Origin of the sequence: Nitrosopumilus sp. b2, assembly GCF_014078535.1 — an archaeon.
GTDB lineage: Archaea > Thermoproteota > Nitrososphaeria > Nitrososphaerales > Nitrosopumilaceae > Nitrosopumilus > Nitrosopumilus piranensis.
The window spans coordinates 336,891-362,773 of record NZ_MU078702.1 but is presented as its reverse complement, the minus strand read 5'-3'; the positions used below and the strand labels follow the sequence as shown (position 1 = coordinate 362,773).

Sequence of the window (25,883 nt, the reverse complement as noted above, 5' to 3'; positions counted from 1 at the left end):
AGCTTCATAGACGAGTTTACTTTTTGATATACATGACAAAATTAATTGTATGCTTGACTGGCATGCCTGGTGCTGGCAAATCCACAATTGCTGAGGGACTCAAACCAAGAGGATATGATATTATCAATATGGGAAATGCTGTACGTGAGGAGGCCAAGAAAAGAAATTTGGAACCTTCAAGATCCAATCTTGGAAAGTTAATGCTTGATCTTAGAGATAAAAATGGACCTGGTGCAGTAGCTGAACTAGTAAAACCCCAAATTGAATCATCAACTTCTAACGTAATTCTAATTGATGGTGTTCGTTCAAATGATGAAATTGAAGTTCTTAAAAAATTTGGGAATGTAAAATTATTAGCTATTCATGCATCAACTGATACTAGATTTGACTTTTTACAAAAAAGAGGAAGATCAGATGATCCTCAAACCAAGAAACATTTTGAAGAAAGGGATAACCGTGAATTAGGTGTTGGAATTAGTAATTCAATTGCATTATCTGATTATGCAATATCAAACATTGGTTTAACAAAAGATGAATTAATAGAGTCAGCATATCAAATTATCCAAAGTTGGACGGAATGAAAATTCCAAAAATCAATTGTAAAATTGAGATGTTTTGTTCAATAAATCCTTCAGAAGATCCAGAAAAAACAAAAAAATCAATATCAAACATATTTCCATATTCTACAATTAAAATTGAAAATTTTTCAATTTCAGCAGAATCCAAAGATCTCAATTCTTTAGAAAAAATCCACGAAGCAGTTCATTCAAAGCAATCTCAAAAAACCTATCGAAGAAATCTTCAAAAAAATCTATACAATGATTCAACTTGGTTTTATCTAAACAAGCAAGCCGCTTTTGTTGAAAAAATTGTTATTTGTGATGAAGCCGAAGAATCTCCATTAGGGCCAATTAAAGTAATTCTTTCTTCTCCAAAAATTGATGAAATTATTGATTGGTTTGTGTATGGAGAATAAATTAGCTAAGAAAATTCAATCATTTTTGACTATTTTTTTTAGTATGAATCTAAAATCTGTTTTTTTGAATTATTAGAAAATGTTCATAAAATTAGGCATAATCATAGGGATAGTTGTTCTTGGAGGGATGATCTTCTCAAATGAAATTGATACATTATTCCCATCTACATCTGCTACAGTAGTTAATTCTCTAAAGGATGATGTATCAAATTTTGGTGCCAAAGCTTCTGATTCCGTAGAAAAGAGAATTGATGAATCAGTTGATAAAATTGTTGATAACACAAACAATGTTGTATCTGAAGAAATTAGTGAAGCTGGAGAAAAAATCAGTGATGAAATTTCCGAAACTAGAGAATCTTCCCAAAAAATCCTTAGTGAAAAAATTTCTAATCTAAATCCTCTTGAATCTATTAAAAATATTTTTTCAGACAATACTGCAACAAAATCTACATTAGAGTCATCTTATCAATCAGAAAATAAAATCACACAAAATCAATTTCCATTAATTTATGAAACATTATCGTTATCCACAACACAGCAATCAAATGATCAAATTCTTCTTCAATATTCTGATTCAAGTGGAAAAACACAAAATGTTGATGTAGTTATTAGAACTAACGAAAAAGAGATTTTTTCTGGAACATTTTTCACTTCCTATTTTGAAACAATTGTACATGATATTTCGAGTATTCCATATTATGTAGATATGATAGTAGAACATGAAGAGTATGGTACTGTTACATCATCCGTGTTTAATCCTGGTGATTCTTCTGATTTACAAATTAATGGAATATTTTCACAATCCTAACCTAATTTTCTCTAAACAATGAGATTAGTTTTGGTAATGTATTTGCACTAGTATTTCTTATAGCAAGATCCATCTCCAATGACATTTCAGTATCTTCTGGATTAACTTCTATTAACAATGCATTATTTTGTTTTGCATATATTGGCAGTGTATTTGCAGGAGACACTACAAGTGATGTGCCGGCAATTACCATCAAGTCACATTGATTCGCATGAATTATTGCTTCTTGCCAAACATCTTGTGGCAGGGATTCTCCAAACCAAACAACATCTGGCCTGAGAATATTTCCACACTTGCATAATGGAGGACTATCAGAAAAATCAGTCATTATCTCATCCTTGAAATCACAAACAGTACACTTTATTTTTATAATACTGCCATGTAACTCTAGTACTTGAGTACTTCCAGCCTTTTGATGCAGTCCATCAATATTTTGTGTTAAAATTACAACATCAACATATTTTTCTAGGTCTGCTATTGCTTTATGGCCTTCATTTGGATGTGCTGAAAAAATATTCTTTCTTCTTTCATTATACCACTCCCAAACTAGTTTTGGATTATCATAAAATGCATTAATCGTGGCTAATTTCATAGCATTATAATTTCTCCATAACCCATCCTTGCCCCTAAATGTTGGAATTCCACTTTCTTGTGAAATTCCTGCACCGGTAACAAAAACAATTTTCTTTACATCTCTAATTTGGTCTTTTATTGAATCAAACATCATTTAATTTCAATTTCTAGAAGATCTCTAGCAGTTATAACAGAATTATGAATTTCTTTTGCTTCATTCAAATGTTCAACCTCATCTTTGTATCTGGCAGAAAAATGTGTGAGAATAAGATTCCTCACGTTTGCATTCTTTCCTAATGTTGCTGCCTGTTTTGCAGTTGAATGACATGTGTCCTGAGCTTTCTGTTTTTCTGTATCAAGAAATGTAGAATCAAAAACAAGATAATCACACTCTTCAAAAAATTTTTCTAATTCTTGTGTAGGCATTGTATCTCCTGAAATGCCTATTTTTTTACCACGACGTTTTTCACCTAAAACTTGTTCTGGCTTTATTGTCTTTTCATTAATTATGATCTCCTTTCCATTTTGTAATTTATTCCATAAATCTCCTTCAGGTATGCCTAATTCCTTAGCTTTTTTAACATTAAACCTTCCTGGTTTGTCTTTTTCTTCAAATAAATATGAGTATGCAACAATTGAATGATTTGCTTTACATGCTCGTATTGAAAATTTCTCATTTTCAAAAATTTTTTCATCTTTTATTGTATTTATTAAAACTGGAAATGATAATCCAAAATTTAATACTTTGATATTTGCAGCAATGAATTCTTCGATTCCACTTGGTCCAAAAATTTCTAATGTTTCAGTTCTATTTTGCATAGACATTGTTTGTAATAACCCTAGAATTCCTACACAATGATCTCCATGAAGATGTGTTACAAAAATTTTCATTTTTTTATTCCATCCTAATCCTGATTTCATATAGGAAATTTGTGCAGCTTCACCGGCATCAAACATAAGAATCTCTCCTTCTCTTTCAAGACAAATACATGACAAACCTCTATTTTCCGTGGGTTGAGCAGCTGATGTTCCCAGAAATACAAGTTTCATTTAATCAAAATTGTCCTTGTCAAGCTTTTATGCCTATAGATCTGATATTTTTTTAATCCTCTTAGTTTCAGATTGTCTCCAAATTCTTTTTTGTACATAATAGCCATCTTCTTTCTTTTTGGCATTATAGCCACAAATTTCTTTATAATTTCTTCAGGTTTTTCTGATGTTTTTGATGTTTTTCCGTATGGAAAATCAGTAACAACACCATCAAATTTTTCAGATATGTTCTTGATTTCTTGAAAATCTGAATGAATTACTTGTGATTTGTATCCATTTTCTTTAAGATTTTTTTTAGTAATTTCTACCATCTTCTTATCAAAATCTAATCCAATTGCATGAATTCCCATCGATTCTGCTTCTAAAAGCGTTGTACCTGTTCCACAAAACGGATCACATACAGTTTCTCCTTCTTTTAACCCAATTAGATTAATCATTGCCCTTGTCAATTTCCAGTCTAATTCATGTGGTTGAGTTATTGCTTTTCTTGGCCTCTTTTTTTCTTTGAATCTTTTTGAGAATCCAAAAAAGTTCTCTTTTTTAGTAAAAATTAGGTATACTGTAATATCTGGATTTTCAAGTTTGACTTTAGCGTTAGAGAATTTTGATATCATATCTCCCATAGAATTCTCTAATTCTGGAATATTGAACTGATTTGAAGACAGGTTAATAATTCTACAAACAAAAGTTTTGGCATTTTTTAATATTTCAAAATTTTCTTCATCTAAGAATAGTCCTGACATTTTTCGTAATATTTGCCCTGATACTTTAACAAATGATGCTCGTTTTGAAATTTCATACCAGTTAGTTTTTGATTGAATTACTACTAAATTAGAAATAACTTTAACTTTAGAAAATCTATCAAAAGTTTTAGCTATTGCAATAATTTCATCTATTGCAATTTCTAATTGATCTTTAGATAATACAAAAAAACTTTCTGGCATTATACTATTGCCTTTGCAATTGTATTTGATACATCAACTATTGATGTTTTTCCAGGAATTGTATTTGTACTTACAATCTTAGTGACTCCTGATTTTTTTATTTTTTTTCCAGCATCATTCATTAAAAGAGCATGAGTACATGCAACAAATACTCTGCCACACTTTTCTTTTTTCAGAAATTTTGTTGCATTAATTATACTGCCACCTGTACTTATCATGTCATCAACTAAAATTAGATCTCTTCCAACTACATCTACCTTTTTAGTTTTAATCTCTACTTTTCCTGTTTTTCTATCTCTCTTTTTATCTAGAGCAATGTAGTCTATTTCCATCTGTTTTGCAAATTCTTTTGCTCTCTCTTTTCCACCTTGATCAGGCGAAACAATTAATGGATTTTTTAGGCTCAATTTCTTAAAATATATGGCTAAATCTGGAATTGCTGAGATATTTTTTGTTTTTATCGTAAAATGTTTAAGCCCAATTAGACTGTGAATGTCTACTGCAATAATTTTTGATGCTCCTGCACCTTTGAATAATTTTGCTAAAACCTTCATTGTGATTACTTCACCTGGCAAAAATTCTCTATCTTGTCTTGCATATCCCATATATGGAATCACAGCAATCACTTCAGATGATGTTTCTTTAACTTTTGAAATCATTGATAATGCTTGAATTAGATTGGTATCAACGGGTGGATAAAATGATTGTACTACAACTGATTTTATTTTTGATATGTTTCCTTTCAATGTGATCTTGCTCTCTCCATCAGGAAAAACTCTTACGTCTGATTTCACTAGATTTGCATTTACTTTTTTTGCTAATTTTTCCCCCAAATCTTCTGATGCTTTTCCACATATTACTGATAATTTTGTCAACAAGAAATTGTGATCTGTAGGGATTCTTAAGTTTTGAGAAGATTAGTCTTCTCCACTGCCGCGACCAATATCACCAACACCATATTCATCAATAACTCCCTTTCTTTGTTCTGTAAGCCTATCAATTTCCTCTTGTTCACGTTTTTCATCTCCTTGATATACAGTTCTAATTGGCCATGGAATTCTAATATCATATTTTTTGAATTCTTCATACATGATCATTCTCATTTCAGTTTTAGCCTTGAATTGAGCCCCATAATCTCTTACATAAAGCCATAATGAAAAATCTAATGATGAATCATTGAATTGATTAAATCTTACAACTGGCTGAGCTATATCTACATGAATATCCTTATCACATCCACAACTTGGTTTGTTTTCATCGAGATATGGACATCTTAATTGTACAACGAGGTGTCTTTGTTTATCATCTACTATCTCTTTCATCCCGCGCTTTCCAACTTTAACAAGAATTGCTGCAACTTGTTTAGGATCATTAAGATATGAAACACCTACTTCTACTATTGCAGGTACCATCTTGATCTCTTTTGAATAGTTGATAATCTGAGAATTTACTAATTGTCTTGTGGGAATTACTGCAAAAGATTCGTTTAGTGCATTTCTGATATAGGTTACTCTAGGCGTAATTTTGTGGACATACCCATTATATCCTGTATCTAACAATATTCTCTCTCCTTCAGAAAATATCTTATCTTTGCGAATCAAAATATATGCAAAATAGTTCTGCATTGTTTCTTGCAATGCTAAACCAATTCCAATTGCTAGTCCTCCTGTGGCAGTAGCAAGTACAATAAGATCTACTCCCCACCAACTAATAATGCCAACAATTACGGCAACAAAAATCCCTAGAGGTAAAATCTGTGAAATTGATTTTGGAAGATTTTTTCTCTTTCTTGTTGCATATCCAGGAGGTCTTCCACCTGGAATAATTGGATCATATCCGTTTAGTCTTTTTTCTTCTCTCCATGTGTCTATAGGATAAATTTCTTCATCTTCTTGTCCAGTTTTTAGTTTTTTCCCTGATTGATTATGTCCTGAAACGCATTTCTTAAAGTAATCTTGATATTTTTTTCTTTCAGCTTCTTTCCATTCTTCAAATGGATTTTTTACAAGTTCTTCATAACTCCCAATAGGCAATCCTTTAGTTGTCCTAAACTCTTCAAGAAATTTTCTCCCCTCATCAGTTTCTAAGTGTTTTTTAAAATCTTCTTCAGAAATATCTTCAGGAGTATTTACAGGTGGAACCCATCTGAAAAGTTTATGAAATAAATCTCCATCATCATCTTTGAATCCTCTCATCTCTTTCCATGCTTCAAAATCTTCTTTTTCTTCAGTTGATTTTTGTCGTTTGTTAAGTGCTATTGGAATCAGATGAGCTATTGAATAGCCTATTACCAAAATGTTAATGCTGTTAAGTATTTTCGCAAATGTCTCTGCAGGACTTAATCTATCAATACTTTCTATTGATTCTTCTGCATCTTGGATAACCTCTTCTAACTCTATCTTTGCTTCTTCAAAAATATCAAAAGACTGTATATAGAAATTCATAGTTGTAATTAGAATTATAGCAAAAAATGGTAATACTCCTACTTGAATAAATCTAGAAAGATGTGGTCTGACATAGTAAAATTTTTGAGATCTTACCCATTTTGAAAAAACGCGATAAACTGAAACAATTGCTATAATTCCAACAATTAACACAAAAAATGCTGCTTGAAGAGCCTCAGAAGACGCAATTAATTCAGTTACACTCTGAAATTCATTAGTTTGCCCTGCAACTGCATCAATAATCTCTTCAGCCATGTATCTCTTAATCTCCTATTCGTAGAATAGAAAGTTTAACCCATATTATCATTTTTGATAAAAATTTGATTGATTTTTCACCAAATTTGAAAATTTTGTGCGTAATTGACGTGTAACCTTTAACAATGGAATGTGTATTACTTACTAAGTGACCTATCAAGAATCTGTTTGGGATGAATCGCCCTCGCTAAAATCATACACACTATCTAATTTTCGTACTCTCCCACAAATTGAAAAACTTTCTGAAGAAACTCGATTTGAAATGGAAGTAGTAGGAAATGTTTTACCATTTAAGGCAAACAACTATGTTGTTGAGCAATTAATTGATTGGGATAATGTTCCCACTGATCCAATGTATGTACTAACATTTCCTCAAAAAGGTATGCTAAAACCTGAACATTATTCAAAAATGGAAAATGCATTAAAAAATAATTCTGATAAAAAAGAAATTGCAAATATCGCTAACGAAATTCGTTTACAACTTAATCCTCATCCTGCAGGACAAATGGAACTAAATGTTCCAACTCTAAAAGATGGAACAAAGTTGTATGGTATGCAACATAAATACAAAGAAACTTGTTTGTTCTTCCCAAGTCAAAGTCAAACTTGTCATGCGTACTGTAGTTTTTGTTTTAGATGGCCACAATTTGTTGGTATGGATGAAATGAAATTTGCTATGCAAGAAGGAGAGCAACTTGTTCAATATGTTTCAGAGCATCCAGAGATTTCAGATGTTCTCTTTACTGGTGGTGATCCAATGATTATGAAAGCAAAGATGTTTTCAAAATATGTGGATGCTTTAATCGAATCAAAACTACCAAATCTTAAAACAATTAGAATTGGAACAAAAGCTCTTTCTTATTGGCCTTACAAATTCTTGACTGATTCTGATTCTGAAGAAATGTTAGATGTTTTTAGAAAGATTACTGATAGTGGATTACATCTTGCATTTATGGCACACTTTAATCATCTAAACGAACTATCAACTGATGCTGTAAAATCTGCAATTAAAGCGGTAAGAGACACAGGCGCTCAGATCAGAACACAATCTCCACTTTTAGCTCATATCAATGATGATGCAAAAATGTGGGCAAAAATGTGGACTAAACAAGTTCAGTTAGGCTGTATACCATACTACATGTTTGTAGTAAGAGATACAGGAGCTCAACATTACTTTGGAGTTCCACTTGTTAGAGCATATGAAATTTTCAGTCAAGCATATTCTTCTGTTAGTGGACTAGGAAGAACTGTTCGTGGACCTAGCATGTCAGCAACTCCTGGAAAAGTTCAAGTTGTTGGAACTACGGAATTTAATGGTCAAAAATTACTGGTTTTGAGATTTTTACAAGGACGAAACCCAGATTGGGTTAAAGAGTCATTTTTTGCAAAATATGATGAAAATGCAATTTGGTTAGATGATCTAAAACCTGCATTTGGTGAAAAATTCTTCTTTGAAGATGAATTAAATGCCATCAAAGCATCAAAAAGCAGTTAATTTTATAATTTACCTGACCATCTTGACAAATCTATCTTACTTGATAACATTAGTAAATTGATTTTCTAAAAATATCGTTGAACGCAGATCAAGTATTACAAACTATCAAAGATGAAAAAATTTCATTTATTGATTTTTGGTTTGTTGATATTTTTGGTGAACTGCATAATGTTGGAATGCCGAGCTATGCAATTGATAAAAATAGCTTTGTAAACGGTCTTGAAAAATTAGATGCAAGCTCAATTGTTGGATTCAAATCTGTAAATAATTCTGATATGATTTTAATGCCTGATCCCACTTCATTTAAAATTCTTCCATCTGATTATGATCCTGGAAATAGAAAAAATGCTAGAATATTTTGTGATTTGTATGATGGAAGTACAGATGAAAGCTCAAGATACAATAGGGATTCAAGAGGTATTGCATACAAGGCATCAAAGAAACTCAAAGAGTTTGGATTTACCCATACAAATTGGGGTCCAGAAATAGAATTTTTTGTATTCGATACTATCAATGTTTACCCATCTCCATATGCTGCAACACATTCGTATGGAGGCTCTGGTTATTCTATTGAATCTAAAGAATCTCCATGGGCTAAAGGAAATGTAAGTACTGCTATAGATATCAAAGAAGGATACTATCCATCTCAACCTAAGGATACTCTTGAGGGATTTAGAAAAGATGTATGTGATGATTTGTATAACTATTTTGGAATTAGGATAGAGGCTGAACATCATGAAGTTGCAACTTCTGGTCAATGTGAAATTAATCTTGAATATGATGAAATGATTCAGATGGCTGATCATGTGATTGGAGTGAAAAATTTAGTTAAAGTAAAAGCTAAACGAAAAAATAAGGTTGCAACATTTATGCCAAAACCAATTTTTGGTGATAATGCATCAGCTATGCATACTCACCAAAGCTTGTGGAATGGCAAATCAAATGTAATGTATGATAAAGATGATGAACAAGCACAAATGAGTCAGACTGGAAGATATTACATTGGAGGAATTTTGAGTCATGCATCAGCATTATGTGCAATTTCAAATCCTACAACAAATTCATACAAACGTCTAGTTCCTGGATTTGAGGCACCAGTCAATGTTTGTTGGGGATTGGGTAATAGATCAGCTGCAATAAGGGTTCCAATGTATAATCGAAACCAAGAAAAAAGTAAGAGGCTTGAATACAGAGTTCCTGATCCTACTGCAAACATCTATCTTCTAGAAGCTGCATTATTGCTTGCAGGCTTAGATGGAATTAAAAATAAAATTGATCCTGGTGATCCAATTGAAGAAAATGTCTACAAACTCTCTCCAGAAAAGAAAAGAGAATACAAAATTGGTTCATTACCTGTCTCATTAAAGGGAGCTCTTGATTCTTTGTCATCTGATTCAAAATTCCTTGAAGATGTTTTCACAAAAGATTTTCTTGATGTCTATTCTGAATTAAAATACAAAGAATATGTTGCGTTTGCCCAAACTCCTACTGCATGGGAAGTTTCAATGTATGCTGATGCCTGATTGGTACAAATATCGAATTTATGATTAAAATTCATTTTAAGAAATATGATATAACATTTTTAATATCAAATTAGATTTTTTTAGTATGAAACTAAGCATTTTACTTCTATTGCTAGTTATTCCAGGTATGATTAGTGTCGCATATGGGCACACTATTGATGCTGTGGGGGAATATCGGGTAGAGATTGGCTGGATGAATGAACCAGTTGTTTCTGGTGATACTAATGCCATTGAATTCTATGCTAGTCCTCTAATACCATGTCCTGAAATTTCAGAACCAAGAAAATGTGCAGAATCGCAACAATTTCAAAATGGAATTGAAGGATTAAAAAAAACTCTAAAGATGCAATTAATTTACAAAGATGAAATGATTACACTACCACTTTCACCTGATCATGACATTCCTGGAAAATATTATGCATTTGTTAACCCAACTGTATCAGGATTTTATCAAGCAAATGTGTTGGGCGCCATTGAAGACACTCCAATTAGTTTATCAATGCATCCACCAAAAGTTGCAGAACGAGCATACATTGAATTTCCTGAACCTTCTGATATTACTGTACAACAAATGATTGATGGACATACTGCGCTCATTGAAAATATTGGAAATCTAAAGGACTCTGTCAGTAATCTAGAAGAAACAAGACAACAAATGGATGTAGGTTATGCAGGAATTGGTGTTGGTATAATAGCAATAGTAATTGCAATTATTGCGCTTACAAAATCTAAAAACAACTAATCTGACTCTACAAAACTATTTCTTCTTTTTAAAACAAAATACAAAATTGCTCCAATTCCTATAATGGCTAATCCTACAAGAACAACCTCAATTTCAAATTGTAATGCCATGTAAACAGTAGTTACAAATCCAAATAATGGTAAAATTGGAAATTTACCAATATTGACTGGAACTTTGAATGGTCTTTTTAGTACTGGTTCTGTATATCGTAGAACAATTACTGCCAAATTAATTGCTGCAAATGTAATGACTACTGCAAAAACTACAATATTTGCTATAATTACAATATCTCCAACAAAGGCAAAACCAATTGATGTGACTAAAATTCCTATTACTGCAATCCATGGTGTATTTGTTTTGGGATGAATTCTGGCAAAAAATCGTGGCAATGAGTTACTTTTTGCCATTCCATACAGGATTCTGGCACCTGCAACTAGTGTAATTAGAACAGTACTTGCAGTTGCAAAAAGAGCAATTAGAGATAAAGTAAAACTACCATTTGGACCCAAAGCAGCATGAGCTACATCAGCTAATGGTGCAGATGATAATGCTAACTCTTCCCAATTTAGAATTCGTACTGCTGATAAGGAAACTAGTACGTAGATTATTCCAGTAATTACAACTGATAAAACTATAGCCCTCGGAATTGTCTTTTGGGGTCTCCGAACCTCTTCTGCAACATTTGCCATATCTTCAAACCCAATAAATGCAAAGAAAATCAAAACAAATGCTAGAATTATACCTGTCATGCCACTTGGTGTTTCAAAATAATTAATTGTTTCAACTGGTTCTATTGAAAAACCAAGAAAAATAATAAGAACAAGTCCTGCTGTAGTAACCAATGCAAAAATAGTATTTGCCCATGCAGATTCTTTTATTCCTATAAAATTTACAACCGATAAAATTATGATTAGAAAAATCGCTCCAATTGTAATTGGTAAATCAATAAACTGAGTTAGATATCCGCCAAATCCTAGTGAAACAGTAGCAGCAACTATAATTGATGTAATTGCTGTTAACCATCCTATAATAAAACCAAAAAAATTATTCTTGAATGCATTTTTTACAAATGTATATTCTGCAGCAGCTTTTGGGTATAAAGCTGATAACTCTGCATAACTTAATCCTGCAAAAATTGCAACAACTGCACCTAACAAAAAAGAAACCCACATTGAATTACCTGCAAATCCTGCAGCTTCTCCAATTAAGACATAGATTCCTGCACCTAGAATTAATCCTACACCATACATGGTAAGGTGAAAAAGTCCCATGTGTCGCTTTAGTTCAGACATCGCTTTCCTAATTTATCAGAGAATTTAATCCGTATCCTACCAAATAAGCAACAAATGCTGCTGTTCCACCTATGATTAACGTATAGGTTCCTGAACGAACTTTTGATTTTTTTACAATTTTTCCTTTTATCATCCCTACCATAAAAAATGCGATACTTACTGAAATGATGGAATATACAAATGCCTCCGAATTTGCTTCAACTCCGACAATAATGAAGATCATAAATGGTATTAATGGAATTAATCCAATTACATTAAACCCAAAAAATGTACTAAAAGAACTATCTAAAGGATTCTTTTTGTCTTCAATTAACCCTAACTCCTCCTTCATCATGGTATCCAACCAAACTTTTCTTCTAGATGTGATAATTCTTACAACTTCTTCTAACAATTCATCTTTGAATCCTTTTTCTCTGTAAATGTCTCTGATCTCATCTCTTTCCTGCTCTTCTAAATTGTCAATTTCCCATTCCTCTTGTTTTCTTTTCATTTGAATAAACTCATTTCTGGCTTTTGATGCCTGATAATTTGCTGCTGCCATTGAAAATCCATCTGCAAACAAATTTGCAAATCCTAAAATCAAAATAATTCCGGGAGATAATCCAGCTCCTACAACACTTGCAACTATTGCAAAAGTCGTAACTGCCCCATCAATAGAGCCATAAACAAAATCATCAAAATGCCACTTCATGTTATGTTATTATTGCTTTAGTTACATCACTTTTACTAATTATTCCTGCAATACTGTTGTTTCCATCAAGAACAACTAGACCACTAACGTTATTCTCTAATAATACATTACAAGCTTTTCCTAAATCTTCATTAAATTTGATAGTGATTAGTCCCTTACTCATCACATCTCTAGCTAATGAAATATCCCCAAATCCTTCTTCGGATAGAAATCCACGTCTAACATTATCAAAATTTGTGCCTGAAAAATCATCTTCACTACCAAGCTCAATTGATATTCTAAATAAATCTCTAAATGAAATTACCCCTACTGGTTCTTCTTGTTGATTTTTTACAATAATCCTTGAGATCTTTTTTTCTAACATCTTCCTTACAACCTTATACAATGGTGCGGCAGTATGGGTATATTCATAATCATGAGTCATAAAATCAACAACTTTGTTTTTTCCAGATAATTTTTCAACAAAATATCTTACAAGATCACTTTTTGTTACAATTGCTTTTACTTCTTGTTTTTCTCCTATCGCTAATGAGCTAATACCTTTTTCAATCATTATCTTTGCAGCATTTTCAGGAATAATATCTTGTTCAACAAATTCAATTGGATTCATAATCTCTGTAACGGGAATTTCTTCTAATCCTCTCCTTGTTGTTTCTGAAAACAAAAACAGCCCTATGTCTTTTTCAGTAATTATGCCAATATGTTTTCCACCATCATTAACAATTAATCTGCTAATTTTTGTGTCTAGCAACATTTTGATTGCATCAGAAATTGTAGAATTTTTAATAATTGAGATCGGTTTATTTGAAATTGAAGCAATTGTCAATTTTTAACTTACAAGATTTTTTGTATAAAAACTACGGAGATAATTTCCAATTCTGATTATAATTTCTAATCTCAACTTTGGAAATATTGTCTATTTTTATATTCTATGGATGAAACATTCAGACATGGCAAAGTTTGCAAAAATTCTTGTTCCACTTGATGGTTCTGCAAACGCTACTCGTGGCTTAGACAGAGCAATTGAGATTGCAAAAGGAAGTGGTGCCGAAATTACTGGCTTCTATGTATTTCACTTGCCTCTTGCTGCAGGAATCAAATACACACAAAAAATGAAAGACGAGGCTCAAAAAAAGGCTGTAAAAGCCATTGGTCCTGCAATGAAAAAAACCCAAAATGCTGGTGCCAAATTCAAGTATCATACTGGCGGTGGCCATACTGGAACTGAGATTGTCAAATATGCTCAAAAAGGAAAATTTGACATGATTGTAATTGGTGCAAGGGGCATGGGTGGTGCAAAAGAAGCATTTCTTGGTAGCACATCAAATTATGTTATGCACAAAACCAAGATTCCTGTCTTAGTTGTGAAATAGTATTTTTTACCATTTTTTATTTTCACATACTTGATATCCTGTAAATGTAATAACCTAAAAGTATAGGAATCATGAAAAATTATTTGGATAATGTAAGATATGGTTGAAAGTAATTATGATATTTTAGGAATTGTTGAAGGAACTAGTGAAAAAGAAATTCGTGATGCATTTAGAAGATTAGCTTTACAATATCATTCTGATCGTGGTGGAGAAAACGAGCAATTTATAAAAATCAAACAAGCATATGAAGATCTAAAAATTGGTAAAAAATATCCTGAAACAGACATTGAAAAAATAAAAAACTCAAGAGTATATTCTGATGAATCTGAGGCTGATGTAAGAAGGAAAAATCAGATTCTAGGACAACAATTGTCTAAAGAAATGAAAGCCGCTGAAGAATGGGCAGCAGCACATAACAGAGCAAATTCAACTGCTTCAAGACTGTTTGGATCAAAAACTCTTGGTGAAATTGAATTGGAAAGAAAAGCTAATGGTGCCTTGTCAATTAAAGGAAATTTCATGGCTGGTAGTTTAACATATGATGGCCCAATTACTATGCAGGGAAGTATTACCAGTCCATCCTGGACTAAGGAATATCAAACAAATATTCATCTTAGAAAAGGAGATTTCAAATTTGTTGATCCCATAGAAAACAAATACAAAATTGAAAATGGAGCAAAAATTACTGTTGATAATGGAAATGTTGTAGTAGGAAATATTTTTGGTAGAAAATTTAGAGTTGAGGATCCTGAGGGAAAAGTTGGTGTATATAAAATTCTAGAACACAGAACTGAAGTTTCTGCTCCAAATGGTAAAATTGTTGCTGAAAATGTAGTTAATACTGTATCGCTAAATGCTGACACAGTAATTGTTCTAAATATAGAAGATGATGTAATAATTTCTGCACGTGAAATTCTATTTTATGGAGACAAATTTACCTATGATTCAATTATAAAACTAAAAGAAGGTGGTTCAATTCGATTTTTTGAAAATTTTTCCATTCAAGGATTAAGCGGTGATGCAAAAATCGAATTAGAAAATGGTAAGAAAATCAGATTATTTGATCTTAAAACTAAAAAAATCAAAGATTTAGCTGACGAATTTGTATCTAACAAAGAAAATTATGCAAGTGATGCAACCATGGTTGGTCATGGATTTACCATCACATATGAAATGCTAGATAATCTCTCAAAAAAACCAACAAAAAAACAGAAATCAGGTTGGGCATCAAGATTTGGATTTAAAAACTAATCAGATTACCTGCAATATTACAAAATTTAGCTAGATTCTGTCCCAAAATCATCTAATTTTTTTCTTCTAACCTCAAAAATATTGTAACCATATTTCTGTTTTAATTCAATTATACATAATTCTGTAAACTCGTATTCTGAAAAATCTTTAAAAATATTATAGATGTTTTGATCAACTACCAAGCTGTTTTTGGGGCATAATGAATTAATTTTAAAACATCGATTTACTGTGGGACCAAAAATATCGCTAATTTTAGAGGTAATACTTTCAGCTACCTTCACAGGACCATACGTTAAACTAATCTTGTAATCTAATCTAGGTAAATCCTCTTTTTGTAATTGTTCTTGTAATCTTCCATAAGATTCAACCATAGATAAACAACATTCTAAAATATTTTGTACTGATGTAGAATCATTAGTATCAACATTTGCAAATCTAAACATCAATGCATCTCCAATATTTTTAATGACTTCACCTTTGTGTTTAAGAACAATTTTTGCCATAAAATTTAAAAATATCTCATATAGTTTTGTAATATCTTCATCTGATAGTTTTGATGATATTCTAGTAGAATCTGCCATGTCAATTACTCCTACACAATCATTTTCTACATGCTGTGAAAATTTTAACAACGTGTCTCCCTCAAGCTGTTTGATGACTTCCTCTTTTTCTTTAATTTCAATTAATGATTCCTGTAGTTTTTGTGCCATTGAATCAAATGCATTAGACAGTTCTCCTATCTCATCTCTTGTTCTGATATTGGTTCTGACATCAAAATTACCATCAGCAATTTTATTTGCAGCACTTTTCAATTTGATTAGTGGTCTTGATAATGATTTTGACATAACAAAAGCTACAATTCCCATTACAGCAGTTATGGCTATACCTGTTAGCATTATTCTATCTTGAAGAATTTCTATTGGTTTTTCTACTTCACCTTCATCAATTTCTGCAAGCAAAACAATTCCTAAATCTTTAGCACAATAAGATGAACCGTAAATGGGAATTCCTCTATAATCAGGATAAAATCCTAGATTTTCTTCTCCTTGATTGAAGCATTTTTGCACAGCTAAAGTATCCACTCTTTGCTGAAATACAGCATTTTCAAAAAATCGGGATTCAGATAGCATTACAAAATCATCATTGACAATGTATACTTCACCTGTTTCGCCTAATCCACTTCTATTAAGCAAAATATTATCAATTGCAGAAGTTCTCATTCTAGAGATAATGACTCCTATTGGTTCATCTCCAATCTTACTATCTGATACATAAACAGGAGATACAACAATCATTTTTTTACCAGATTCTGAGGGTTCAAAATCAACAAAAGATTCCTTTAGTCCTCTTTGAAAATACTCATCTTGAGAATAATCTTGATTAGATATTCCTGAAAGTGAGAAAAAGATACTCCCATTTTTGCCAATTATCTTGACGTCTTCAAATCCAATTGAAAATCCGATAAGTTTCTGAAATGCCTGCACCTGAATTAGAAAATCCCTACGTTTTTCCTCTTTAACAGCTTTAAGTTGTATTTCTGGAACGTTATTCATCTCAGTAATCAAAAATTGAATCATAGGATCATTTGCTAGAATTTGATTTTGTTCAATTCTTGATTCAAAAAGCAATCTCAGAGTTTCCCCACGTACTGTGGATTCACCAAATAATTGATCTCCTGTTCTCTGTTTTAGAATTTGATCAGCATAATTAAAACTAAAAAATCCTGTAATTGTTAATCCAATTACGGACACAATCATTACCAACAAAATGAGTTTTTTATCTAGATTAAATGAGATTGACAATTTCGTTCTATGTTAATTTTATGTAAATATCAAGGCTTCTAGTATTTCTAAGTATATTACGTTTACAAGTAATTCTTCAAGTTGATAATTACTACTATGAATGAAAATAACCTTCAGCATTTAATTATGAATTCTACACTTTTTTTAAATATGAAATTTCTAATACTGCTTTCAATTCTTGCTATTTTAGGCTCAACATCTTCTGCTTATGCTGAGGAATACATTATTGATATTCCCTTTGGAGCATACAATCCTGAACTAAATACACCGGCAGAAGTTTGGTATGATCCACCATTAATCAATGTGATAGTTGGAGATACTATAACCTGGTATAATGATGATAGAGAAGCCCATACTGTAACTAGTGGTGATGGACCAGGAAGATTTGGTTGGATGGATAATAGAGATTTTGGAAAACCTGATGGGATATTTGATAGTGGTAGATTTCTTCCAGGAGAATCTTGGTCATATCAATTTGAAGAATCAGGAAACTTTTCATATTTTTGTACAATTCATCCGTGGATGGATGGAATGATAATTGTTGAAGAAAAAATTCCTGATTACCCTCATGATGCAACAGGAAAAGAAATCAAATTTCCTCTCTTACAATATACTCCAGATGGAGCTATTGAAGTTAATCTGGCATGGGATCCTCCAGTAATTAAAACACATGAAAAAATTCAATTTGTATACCAATTCTATGATCCTCAAACAAACTCTAATCTTGCAGAGATGAAGTATAATTTTGTGATTTTCCAAAATGGACACGAAATTTTTCGAGATGAAGGGCTAAGTCAGATAGGTGGAGATTACAGAAATTTTGTTTTTACCGATCCTGGTTCAATTATTGTTAGAATTGAAGGTATTCAAACCCCTTCACTTTTAGCTGAAGAAAGCGTAACTGTATTTGGTGATGTACAAAGTAAAGAACAAAGATCAGTAGATTTTACTGCTGCAGTTTATGCTAATCCTGAAAAAACATCTCATGAAACATATCATATCAAACCTGCACAAAGATTGACCACATATTATGAATTGATGATTTTCATTATACTTGTTCCAGCTGTAATGTTTATTGTTGCACTATTTTGGTTAAAGAAGAAACCAGATGTGTCAAAAACCAAGTCTGGGGCTGTTAAAGTCTAAAATAAGAAAAAGAAATTAAAAGTTGAACTAATCTAATCGATTAATTCGGTCCAACCTTTGACGAAGACTGAATCTTTGTGGAGTGGAACTGGTTGTCCAACAGTAAAGTCCATTGGTCTCATCCAAAAGATTGCTTTTGTTGGGCATACACCGATGCATGCACCATCAGAAATACATCTTTCTGGGTAGAAGACAAATGCTTTACCTCTCTTCCAGCCTTCAACTGGTTTTACTCTAAGGACATCTGGACCAAGTGTTGTACAGATTTCTACACATAGTGCGCATCCGATACACATTTGTTCGCTTATGTCTGGAATAATTCCTACTGGCATAACAAAATAGAATCTTGATTTGGTATTAATATAATTTGCCTAAAAATATCATGTTATAACGGCGTTTGAAATTTTATAACACCGTTTGAATTTTTGATCGCACTTTATACAAAATCTAGTATTTGTTCTAGAATTTGAAAATTTTTGAATCTTCATTTTCTTTGTTTATAGAATGAATAACCAAGTTATTTTTAATCTTCTTTAGAAAATAAACTCCTGTTTTTGCAGATCTTAGGATTTGTTTGCCTCCTGGCGTAAGAATCCAACCTTCATTTTCTTTTTTCCTTGCCATGCCAGTAATTAGAACAGATGACTCTACTCTTTTTCCTAATGAGGAGAGCAACATTACACATGAATTAATGAATATTGCAGATTCTAAATCATCAAACATATTGTAGACTCCGTTAAATGAATCAATAATTACAAAAAATTTTTCTTTTGATATTTTTGAAATTATTTCTGTTAATTTTTCTTTCCAATTTTCTTTTGTTGGATGAAAAATTGTTACATTATTTCTTTTCTGAATAATTCCTGACTCGACATATCCAGTATAAAGTAAATCCATATCTACAAAAATTACTGGACTTTCAATAGAATCAATTAACTTTTTGAGAAATTCTGCTTTGTGAAAAGGTTCTGAACAAAGTACTATGCTAGGAATTTTTTCTCGAAATTCATTTTGAATGTGAATTAATTTGCTATCTAGAATCTGGTCAGGATTTTTATCCAACAATCATTTAGCATTTTACAGATATAATAATGAATTTAGTCTCAAAAGATATTTCAGATGATTTTCCAAATTCAGGTAAAATCTACCTAAACAATGCATCTGTTTCTTTAATGCCTGCTCAAAGTATTGAAGCAATGAGAGAATTTCTAATTTCATACAATTCCATAGGTCCTGATTCAAAGGAATCAGAACCATTTGTTACTGAAAAACTAAGGAATATGAGAAAAATAATAGCAAAAATTATTTCATGCCAACCTGATGAAGTTGTTTTAACTCAGAGCACAACTGATGGAATCAACATTGTTGCAAATGGCCTTTCATTTGATGAAAAATCAAATATAATTATTCGAGGAATGACACATGAACACCATTCAAATTTCTATCCATGGCTAAAATTAAAAGAAAAAATTTCTATAAAAAATCTCCCTATTGACAAAGATGGTCTTTTCAAACTTGAAGATTTGGAATCATTTGTTGATGATCATACAAAATTGGTTGCGCTAAGTCATGCATTATACAATACTGGTTCAATTTTACCAATGGACAAAATAATAAAAATTCTAGATGATAAAGTACCTCTTTTTGTTGATAGCGCACAAACTGTAGGGTGCATTGATGTTGATGTTTCTAAAATGAATTGCAATTTCATGTCTTTCAATGGTTCAAAATGGTTATGTGGTCCTATGGGTACTGGCTTGTTTTATTGTAATAGAAAATCAAGTGATCTACTAGAACCAAAAACTATAGGTGGAGAATCTGCAATTATCTATGATGATACAAATCTTGCATTCAAAGAACTTCCTGATAAATTCCAAACTGGATTTAGAAATTATGTTGGAATTGTTGGATTAGAATCATCTGCAAATTACTTGCTAAACTTTGGACTAGAAAATATTCGTAAAAAAAATCAATACCTGTCAAATCTTCTTAGAGAAGAACTATCTAAACTACCAAAAATTATTTTATATGGTCCTGAAGATCCTGATTCTAGAACCAGTATTGTATCTTTTAACATCAATGGAATTGATTCACAAGAACTAGTTGATAGACTTGAAAAACAAAACATAATCTTGGCTGTAAGAGAAATCATGGAACAAAAGATTGTACGAGCATCACCCCATTTCTTTAACACTGAATCGGAAATTCTATCAGTAATTGATGCGATAAAGAATCTATAGATTCTCTTGTTCTTCTATAACCATCATAGTTAATGTAGATTGAACTTTTGTAATTTTTCTAACCCTATTGGTAATAATTGAACGCAGTTTTTCAGCATCATCTGAGGATAATTTTAAGACTATGTCGTATACCCCGTATACCCCCTGAACTTCATAAGTCACATCTTCTTCTGTAAGAATTTGCTTTACTTCATTGATGATTGATTCATCTGATCCTAAATCAGAATTTAGTAGAACGTACGCAGTGGTCACACGAAATTTTTAATCAAACAGTATTTAACTTTTCATAATTCAAAAATTGATTAATCAGCACTTGATATTATTAATGTGAAACCTATAGATCTCACACTTACAATATCAAAATCTATTCCAAGTTTTCCTGGTTCCCCAAAACCACAGTTCATTTTTTGGTCTAGTCTAAAAGAAGATGGGTATAATCTTGAGCTTTTATTCCTTAGCTCCCATACTGGAACCCATCTTGATGCACCATTTCATTTTGTTAAAAATGGCATCAAAATCGACCAAATTCCCCTTTATAGATTAATGAGCAAAGCTATACTGATCAGACTAAAAAAACCAAAAAATTCTCCTATCACAAAATCTGAAATTCTCCAATTTGAGAAAAAAAATGGAAAGATCCCTGACAAATCATCTGTTTTCTTTTTTACTGGTTGGCAGAAAAATCTCAAAAAAAATAACTACTTTACAGAAAATCCTGGATTAGAATCGTCAGCTGCTAAATATCTTGCACAAAAAAAAATAAACCTTGTTGGAATTGATTCGCCTAGTATAGATCTTGGACAAGATGAATCATTGTGTTCATCATATCTTATCTAAAAATAATATATTGATAGTAGAAAACTTGGCAAATTTGAATAAAATTTCATCAAATGAATTTAACTTTACAATTCTTCCGCTGAAACTAAAAGATGCAACAGGCTCACCTGTAAGGGCAATAGCATTTTAAATTATGTCATTTCGTAATGCTAAAAATATGGTAGGTAGTGATATCTATCATGAGTAAACCTGGTAATCTTTGGAGGAAAGTTCATGGAAAAATTACAAAAAAACCTACAAACTTTTCATGGTTGATTGAAGAAAAATTAGCAGGTTCAGGCATGCCTACAAGTTTTGATGAATTTGATTGGATTGTAAATCAAGGTGTAAAATCAATTGTAACAATGACTGAAAATGCTCTCCCACAAAACTGGATACAAAACATAGATTATCTTCATGTGCCAACTCCTGATTTTACAGCTCCTGATATGGAAAAAATAGATTCTGCAGTTGATTTTATTCATGAACAAATTACAAATGATCAATCAGTTATGGTTCATTGTGCAGCTGGAATGGGAAGAGCAGGAACTATACTTGCATGTTATTTTGTCAAATACAAAAAATTCTCAGCCAAAGAAGCTATTCAAAAAATTCGTACAGAAAGACCCGGTTCTATTCAATCTGAAGTACAAGAATTAGCTATTGGTTTTTATGAAAAACATGTAAAAAATTAGTTTAAACAAAGTCTGCAACTAATTTTCCATCGACAATTTTGATTTTCAAAGTTTTATTTTCTTGAAAAATCATGGTAAGTCCACCATCTGAATCAGGATCTTCTACCTTTACAAGTTCTAACATTTTGATTGCATCATATTTTCCCATTCATATTCACCTATTCTGGAATTGATACGGTCTCGATTTTCCCGTCATTTGCTTTGATGAACAGGAATCTGTTGTCTTTAAAGATAAAGGTAATTCCTCCTTCCTTATCAGGATCTTCAACTTCAAGAATTGGTTGTCCTAACAGACCATCATATTTTGCCATGTTAATTCCATCAAAAAGTTCCTTATATCCCTAATTGATTTTGATTTCAATATCTTTGGAATTATTCTTGACACTTCCTGGTTCTGTATAATCATGTTTTTGCCATGATGCAAATGCCTCAGCACTAATTTTGTGTGTGCCTTTTCCCAAATCTTCAGCCTTGAAAACAAATTTTTCATCAAAGTCAAATAATTCCTGTCTTACTTCTTCTTCTGAGAGTCTAATGAATGGCTCAAAATTTTTGGCTACTTGAACCCAAATTCTTCTATCTTTCATAGGATTGACAAGTTTAGGATTTCTTGTCCAAAATATGGATGCCTTTCTATAGGTATCAATTGTTCTACCCAGTTCTTTTTTCCTAAACCCACCTGTAGTCAATTTAACACCATATTTCATTTTGAATGAAACATCATTGTTGTTGTATGCTTTGGTCCAATTTGTCTCATTAAATGCGTCTCTTAAGCCACCTTCAACTGAAAATTGAACATTTATCTCAATATTTTCATCTGAAGAGTATTCATCCTTGGTTTTTACCAATTCTATGTCTGAAATCCTACTTTCGCCCATTTCTACTCTCATAATGATTTATATCCGCAATAAGTGCTTTTTCTGAATACATGAACGCACAAGTGATCAGTTCAGAAGCCAAAGAAATCAACCTTTCAATCACTGAGACCGATATAGGAATTTTATATCTAATTCAACATGAGCTTCTAAAAGAATCAAATATTGATTTTGCAGGTGTCATTGTAAAACATCCACTTACTAACGAATGTTGGATGAGAATTAATTCTAGTTCAAAACCACTAGGTGAAATAAAGAAAGCTACAGATTCAGCAATAAAAATGGCAGATGAGTTCAAGCAATTATTTAATTCAAAACTTAAGGTAAATTAGAATTGAAGTTTTGCCCCAAATGTGAGGTCAAATTAAAAAAAGGTACTTCCGGCCTTCAATGCTCAAAATGTGGTTACACAGAAGGACAAGAAGAAAAACAGACCAAAAAAATTATTGAAAACCAGGAACATGAAGAAGCTATTTTAGCTTTTGAAGGAAATGAAGGAGAAGAATCTCATCCAACAATTAAAATTGAATGCGAAAAATGTGGACATGATGAAGCAGTTTGGTGGATGCTTCAGACAAGAAGTGCAGATGAACCAACAACACAATTCTATCGTTGTACAAAATGTAAGAATACTTGGCGTAATTACGCATAACGTTTAACTGGAACATAAAGTCAACAAAATTGATTTGACTTTTGGAGCAAAAACAAATGGTTCTGATGATCTCAAGGCAATCATTTCTGCAATTTCAACACTTGTTGAAGAAGCAACATTTGTTGCAACAGCTGAAGGAATTTCTTTTAGAGGAATGGATCCATCTCATGTTGCTTTAATAGATATTTCATGGCCAAATTCTGCATTTGAAAAATATGAGTGTGATAGTGACATAAAATTTGGAGTAAGAATAGATGAATTCTCAAAACTTATCAAAAGAGCAGACAAAAAAGATAGTATAGAAATTAGTATTTCTGAGCAAAACATGTTACTTGTTACTGTTGGAAAAAATAAAAAATACAAAATGCGACTAATTGAAAGCTCTGCAACAGATACACCACTTCCAAAAATTCCTTATGATTCTAAAATCATGTTATCTTCATCAAAGTTTGATAAGATTTTAGGTGATGTTCAAGTTGTATCTGACTATTTGACAATACACACATCTGACTCTAAAGGAGATTTTTCAGGAAAAGGAGACTCTGGCGAAGTTGTTATTGATTTGGATAAAGACGATGAAGATATTGAAGAGATTTCTTCTAAAGAAGATAGTGTTGGAACATACAGTCTAGAATATCTAAATCCTGTAGTCAAAGCAGTAGGAAATACTGCAGGCGTTATTACATGTGAGTTTTCAAGCGCAAAACCCCTTAGAATTGAATTCAAAGTAGCCAATATCGGTAGAATTCACTTTTACTTAGCTCCACGTGTGGAAAGTTAAAGCATTTAAAGATTAACTAATTCAGGTATTTTGAATTGAGACTTGTAATAAAATATGGTGGAACATCCATTTCATCTGCAAAAGATATCAGGGCAGTAGCTAATCATATAAACACTTTATCAAAGAAAAATGAGATTGTAGTTGTGTGTTCTGCAACAAGTGGAACAACAGATGATCTAATAGACATATCAGAATCAATAAAAAAAGAAAATAAATCAAAAGCTGAACAACTTGCATCAAAAATAACTAATCGTCACAAACAACTAGCAAAACAGACAATTAAAAAATCTGATTTACGAAAGAAATTATTAAAAAATTTTGATGAGGATTTTACAGAACTAATGGCATTAATTGATGGTATGGTGTTACTAGGAGAAGTAACACCTAGAACAATGGATTATCTTTTCTCATTTGGAGAAAGATTGTCCATAAAATTAGTTTCAATGACAATTAGTGATTCAGGTAAGAAATCAGTACCTCTGACTGGAAAAGAAGTGGGAATTGTTACTGATTCTAACTTTGGTGAGTCTAAACCCCTAATTGATACAACTAGATTAAGAGTCTCAAAAACAGTTGATAATCTATTTGCCAAAAAAATAGTACCTGTAGTTGGAGGTTTTGTTGGAGCAGATCAACATGGACACATTACTACTTTTGGAAGGGGCGGTTCTGATTATTCTGCAACCATTATTGGCACTTGCATAAAGGCAGATGAAATTTGGTTAATGAGTGATGTAGATGGTCTAATGACTGCAGATCCAAAAATAGTCAAGAATGCAAAATTACTCAAAGAGGTTTCCTATATTGAAGCAATCGAGATGGCATTATTTGGTGCAAAGCAGATACATCCACGCACATTTGAGCCTCTATTATCAAAGAAAATTCCAATGAAGATCAGAAGCTCATTTAATTTAAAAAATGAGGGAACTCTAGTAACAGCTTCCCCCTCATCATCTGTAAAAAACACTGTAAAGTGTGTTAGTAATGTTAGAAACAATGGGTTAATCGATATTCGAGGTGGAAGTATGGTTGGAACACCTGGCACTGCTGCAAAAATTTTTGCGACATTAGCAAAAGCTGGAATTAATGTTATGATGATATCTCAAAATCCTTCTGAGTCTAGTATAACCATTGTGGTAAAGAATGCAGATCTTGATAAAGCTGTGAGCTCACTAGAAATGGAACTTTTGGGAAAAATTATTAAAAAATTAGAAGTGACAACAAATGTAGCAATAATTGCATTAATTGGTTCAGGAATGCGTGGAACTGTAGGAGTCGCCTCTAAAGTTTTTGGTGCAATTGAGAAAAACAAAGTAAACGTATCAATGATTACTCAAGGTTCATCTGAACTAAATCTTGCATTTGTTGTTAAAAATTCTGATACAAATGCAGCTGTTCGTGCATTACATAATGCATTTGCATTAAACAAAGTCAATTAAGACAAAATCATTTAAGGGAA

Annotated in this window: 30 protein-coding genes and 1 pseudogene; 16 read left to right on the top strand and 15 right to left on the bottom strand. The window is 31.9% G+C overall.

Annotation, left to right across the window (positions count from 1 at the left end):
- Positions 1 to 32: 32 nt before the first annotated feature.
- The 3 genes from C6989_RS02120 (at position 33) to C6989_RS02110 (ending at position 1,784) form a co-directional block, all read left to right on the top strand.
- A complete protein-coding gene (locus C6989_RS02120) occupies positions 33 to 581 on the top strand; it encodes an AAA family ATPase (RefSeq protein ID WP_182126233.1) in 549 nt (182 codons plus the stop codon).
- Positions 578 to 976, top strand: coding sequence for an RNA-binding domain-containing protein (locus C6989_RS02115; RefSeq protein WP_148702464.1), 399 nt, complete (start codon positions 578 to 580; stop codon positions 974 to 976). Before C6989_RS02120 ends, C6989_RS02115 begins: the two co-directional genes overlap by 4 nt.
- A gap of 79 nt (positions 977 to 1,055) precedes the next feature.
- Positions 1,056 to 1,784, top strand: a complete 729-nt coding sequence (locus C6989_RS02110) for a hypothetical protein (RefSeq protein WP_182126232.1) — start codon at positions 1,056 to 1,058, stop codon at positions 1,782 to 1,784.
- Position 1,785: 1 nt separating this feature from the next.
- Here the strand turns inward: C6989_RS02110 and C6989_RS02105 are convergent, their stop codons facing one another.
- The 5 genes from C6989_RS02105 to C6989_RS02085 are packed head-to-tail and all read right to left on the bottom strand — an operon-like array spanning position 1,786 to position 7,050.
- Positions 1,786 to 2,508 carry an SIR2 family NAD-dependent protein deacylase gene (locus C6989_RS02105; protein WP_182126582.1) on the bottom strand — a complete coding sequence of 241 codons (723 nt, stop codon included), beginning with the start codon at positions 2,506 to 2,508 and terminating at the stop codon, positions 1,786 to 1,788.
- A complete protein-coding gene (gene rnz / locus C6989_RS02100) occupies positions 2,508 to 3,407 on the bottom strand; it encodes a ribonuclease Z (protein WP_148702462.1) in 900 nt (299 codons plus the stop codon). The genes C6989_RS02105 and rnz overlap by 1 nt, the downstream gene beginning before the upstream one ends.
- Positions 3,404 to 4,351 carry a TRM11 family SAM-dependent methyltransferase gene (locus C6989_RS02095; protein WP_148702461.1) on the bottom strand — a complete coding sequence of 316 codons (948 nt, stop codon included), beginning with the start codon at positions 4,349 to 4,351 and terminating at the stop codon, positions 3,404 to 3,406. Before C6989_RS02095 ends, rnz begins: the two co-directional genes overlap by 4 nt.
- A complete protein-coding gene (locus C6989_RS02090; RefSeq protein WP_182126231.1) occupies positions 4,351 to 5,226 on the bottom strand; it encodes a ribose-phosphate diphosphokinase in 876 nt (291 codons plus the stop codon). The genes C6989_RS02095 and C6989_RS02090 overlap by 1 nt, the downstream gene beginning before the upstream one ends.
- Before the next feature lie 42 nt (positions 5,227 to 5,268).
- Positions 5,269 to 7,050, bottom strand: coding sequence for a mechanosensitive ion channel family protein (locus C6989_RS02085; RefSeq protein WP_148702459.1), 1,782 nt, complete (start codon positions 7,048 to 7,050; stop codon positions 5,269 to 5,271).
- Between the two features lie 148 nt (positions 7,051 to 7,198).
- On the opposite strand from C6989_RS02085, the gene C6989_RS02080 reads away from it, so the two are divergent.
- From C6989_RS02080 to C6989_RS02070, 3 genes are all read left to right on the top strand, one after another.
- The gene (locus C6989_RS02080) at positions 7,199 to 8,545 is read left to right on the top strand and encodes a KamA family radical SAM protein (RefSeq protein ID WP_182126230.1); all 1,347 of its coding nucleotides are present in this window, start codon (positions 7,199 to 7,201) and stop codon (positions 8,543 to 8,545) included.
- Positions 8,546 to 8,622: 77 nt separating this feature from the next.
- Positions 8,623 to 10,068 (top strand): type I glutamate--ammonia ligase, encoded by a 1,446-nt coding sequence (gene glnA, locus C6989_RS02075; protein ID WP_148702457.1) that lies wholly within the window; start codon positions 8,623 to 8,625, stop codon positions 10,066 to 10,068.
- An 85-nt stretch (positions 10,069 to 10,153) separates the two neighbouring features.
- A complete protein-coding gene (locus C6989_RS02070) occupies positions 10,154 to 10,810 on the top strand; it encodes a hypothetical protein (protein ID WP_148702456.1) in 657 nt (218 codons plus the stop codon).
- Here the strand turns inward: C6989_RS02070 and C6989_RS02065 are convergent.
- The 3 genes from C6989_RS02065 to C6989_RS02055 are packed head-to-tail and all read right to left on the bottom strand — an operon-like array spanning position 10,807 to position 13,619.
- Positions 10,807 to 12,102 (bottom strand): APC family permease, encoded by a 1,296-nt coding sequence (locus C6989_RS02065; protein WP_182126229.1) that lies wholly within the window; start codon positions 12,100 to 12,102, stop codon positions 10,807 to 10,809. The genes C6989_RS02070 and C6989_RS02065 overlap by 4 nt on opposite strands.
- Positions 12,103 to 12,109: 7 nt before the next feature.
- Positions 12,110 to 12,793 (bottom strand): VIT1/CCC1 transporter family protein, encoded by a 684-nt coding sequence (locus tag C6989_RS02060; protein ID WP_182126228.1) that lies wholly within the window; start codon positions 12,791 to 12,793, stop codon positions 12,110 to 12,112.
- A 1-nt stretch (position 12,794) separates the two neighbouring features.
- Positions 12,795 to 13,619 carry a CBS domain-containing protein gene (locus C6989_RS02055; protein WP_148702453.1) on the bottom strand — a complete coding sequence of 275 codons (825 nt, stop codon included), beginning with the start codon at positions 13,617 to 13,619 and terminating at the stop codon, positions 12,795 to 12,797.
- A gap of 124 nt (positions 13,620 to 13,743) precedes the next feature.
- On the opposite strand from C6989_RS02055, the gene C6989_RS02050 reads away from it, so the two are divergent.
- Positions 13,744 to 14,166, top strand: coding sequence for a universal stress protein (locus C6989_RS02050; RefSeq protein ID WP_148702452.1), 423 nt, complete (start codon positions 13,744 to 13,746; stop codon positions 14,164 to 14,166).
- Between the two features lie 99 nt (positions 14,167 to 14,265).
- A complete protein-coding gene (locus tag C6989_RS02045) occupies positions 14,266 to 15,417 on the top strand; it encodes a J domain-containing protein (RefSeq protein ID WP_148702451.1) in 1,152 nt (383 codons plus the stop codon).
- Between the two features lie 26 nt (positions 15,418 to 15,443).
- Here the strand turns inward: C6989_RS02045 and C6989_RS02040 are convergent, their stop codons facing one another.
- The gene (locus C6989_RS02040; protein ID WP_255464652.1) at positions 15,444 to 17,174 is read right to left on the bottom strand and encodes a HAMP domain-containing protein; all 1,731 of its coding nucleotides are present in this window, start codon (positions 17,172 to 17,174) and stop codon (positions 15,444 to 15,446) included.
- Between the two features lie 195 nt (positions 17,175 to 17,369).
- Here C6989_RS02040 and C6989_RS02035 point away from each other — a divergent pair, with 195 nt between their 5' ends.
- Positions 17,370 to 18,365 carry a cupredoxin domain-containing protein gene (locus C6989_RS02035; protein ID WP_182126226.1) on the top strand — a complete coding sequence of 332 codons (996 nt, stop codon included), beginning with the start codon at positions 17,370 to 17,372 and terminating at the stop codon, positions 18,363 to 18,365.
- A gap of 32 nt (positions 18,366 to 18,397) precedes the next feature.
- On the opposite strand, the gene C6989_RS02030 is transcribed toward C6989_RS02035, so the two are convergent.
- Together C6989_RS02030 and C6989_RS02025 are read right to left on the bottom strand one after the other, a co-directional pair.
- The gene (locus tag C6989_RS02030; protein WP_012216147.1) at positions 18,398 to 18,697 is read right to left on the bottom strand and encodes an ATP-binding protein; all 300 of its coding nucleotides are present in this window, start codon (positions 18,695 to 18,697) and stop codon (positions 18,398 to 18,400) included.
- A gap of 127 nt (positions 18,698 to 18,824) precedes the next feature.
- A complete protein-coding gene (locus tag C6989_RS02025) occupies positions 18,825 to 19,430 on the bottom strand; it encodes a hypothetical protein (RefSeq protein ID WP_182126225.1) in 606 nt (201 codons plus the stop codon).
- A 26-nt stretch (positions 19,431 to 19,456) separates the two neighbouring features.
- On the opposite strand from C6989_RS02025, the gene C6989_RS02020 reads away from it, so the two are divergent.
- Positions 19,457 to 20,605 (top strand): aminotransferase class V-fold PLP-dependent enzyme, encoded by a 1,149-nt coding sequence (locus C6989_RS02020; RefSeq protein ID WP_182126224.1) that lies wholly within the window; start codon positions 19,457 to 19,459, stop codon positions 20,603 to 20,605.
- Here the strand turns inward: C6989_RS02020 and C6989_RS02015 are convergent.
- Positions 20,600 to 20,857 carry an Lrp/AsnC ligand binding domain-containing protein gene (locus tag C6989_RS02015; protein WP_148702447.1) on the bottom strand — a complete coding sequence of 86 codons (258 nt, stop codon included), beginning with the start codon at positions 20,855 to 20,857 and terminating at the stop codon, positions 20,600 to 20,602. The two genes, C6989_RS02020 and C6989_RS02015, sit on opposite strands and share 6 nt — an antisense overlap.
- A 75-nt stretch (positions 20,858 to 20,932) precedes the next feature.
- On the opposite strand from C6989_RS02015, the pseudogene C6989_RS02010 reads away from it, so the two are divergent.
- Positions 20,933 to 21,572: pseudogene (locus C6989_RS02010) on the top strand (cyclase family protein).
- 49 nt (positions 21,573 to 21,621) lie between these two features.
- Positions 21,622 to 22,116, top strand: coding sequence for a dual specificity protein phosphatase 23 (locus tag C6989_RS02005; RefSeq protein WP_182126223.1), 495 nt, complete (start codon positions 21,622 to 21,624; stop codon positions 22,114 to 22,116).
- 1 nt (position 22,117) lies between these two features.
- Here C6989_RS02005 and C6989_RS02000 read toward each other — a convergent pair whose 3' ends face one another.
- From C6989_RS02000 to C6989_RS01990, 3 genes are read right to left on the bottom strand one after another with little or no spacing between them, the layout of a single operon-like run.
- Positions 22,118 to 22,264, bottom strand: coding sequence for a hypothetical protein (locus C6989_RS02000; protein ID WP_182126222.1), 147 nt, complete (start codon positions 22,262 to 22,264; stop codon positions 22,118 to 22,120).
- Positions 22,265 to 22,274: 10 nt separating this feature from the next.
- The gene (locus tag C6989_RS01995; RefSeq protein WP_014964094.1) at positions 22,275 to 22,427 is read right to left on the bottom strand and encodes a hypothetical protein; all 153 of its coding nucleotides are present in this window, start codon (positions 22,425 to 22,427) and stop codon (positions 22,275 to 22,277) included.
- A gap of 30 nt (positions 22,428 to 22,457) precedes the next feature.
- Positions 22,458 to 22,994, bottom strand: a complete 537-nt coding sequence (locus C6989_RS01990) for a hypothetical protein (protein ID WP_182126221.1) — start codon at positions 22,992 to 22,994, stop codon at positions 22,458 to 22,460.
- Between the two features lie 50 nt (positions 22,995 to 23,044).
- On the opposite strand from C6989_RS01990, the gene C6989_RS01985 reads away from it, so the two are divergent.
- From C6989_RS01985 to C6989_RS01970, 4 genes are read left to right on the top strand one after another with little or no spacing between them, the layout of a single operon-like run.
- A complete protein-coding gene (locus C6989_RS01985; RefSeq protein ID WP_012216139.1) occupies positions 23,045 to 23,323 on the top strand; it encodes an RpoL/Rpb11 RNA polymerase subunit family protein in 279 nt (92 codons plus the stop codon).
- A 2-nt stretch (positions 23,324 to 23,325) separates the two neighbouring features.
- A complete protein-coding gene (locus C6989_RS01980) occupies positions 23,326 to 23,643 on the top strand; it encodes a transcription factor S (protein WP_182126220.1) in 318 nt (105 codons plus the stop codon).
- A gap of 34 nt (positions 23,644 to 23,677) precedes the next feature.
- Positions 23,678 to 24,424: a proliferating cell nuclear antigen (pcna) gene (gene pcn / locus C6989_RS01975; protein WP_148702442.1), complete on the top strand. Its 747-nt coding sequence runs from the start codon at positions 23,678 to 23,680 to the stop codon at positions 24,422 to 24,424.
- Between the two features lie 35 nt (positions 24,425 to 24,459).
- Positions 24,460 to 25,863 carry an aspartate kinase gene (locus C6989_RS01970; protein WP_148702441.1) on the top strand — a complete coding sequence of 468 codons (1,404 nt, stop codon included), beginning with the start codon at positions 24,460 to 24,462 and terminating at the stop codon, positions 25,861 to 25,863.
- Positions 25,864 to 25,883 lie beyond the last annotated feature (20 nt).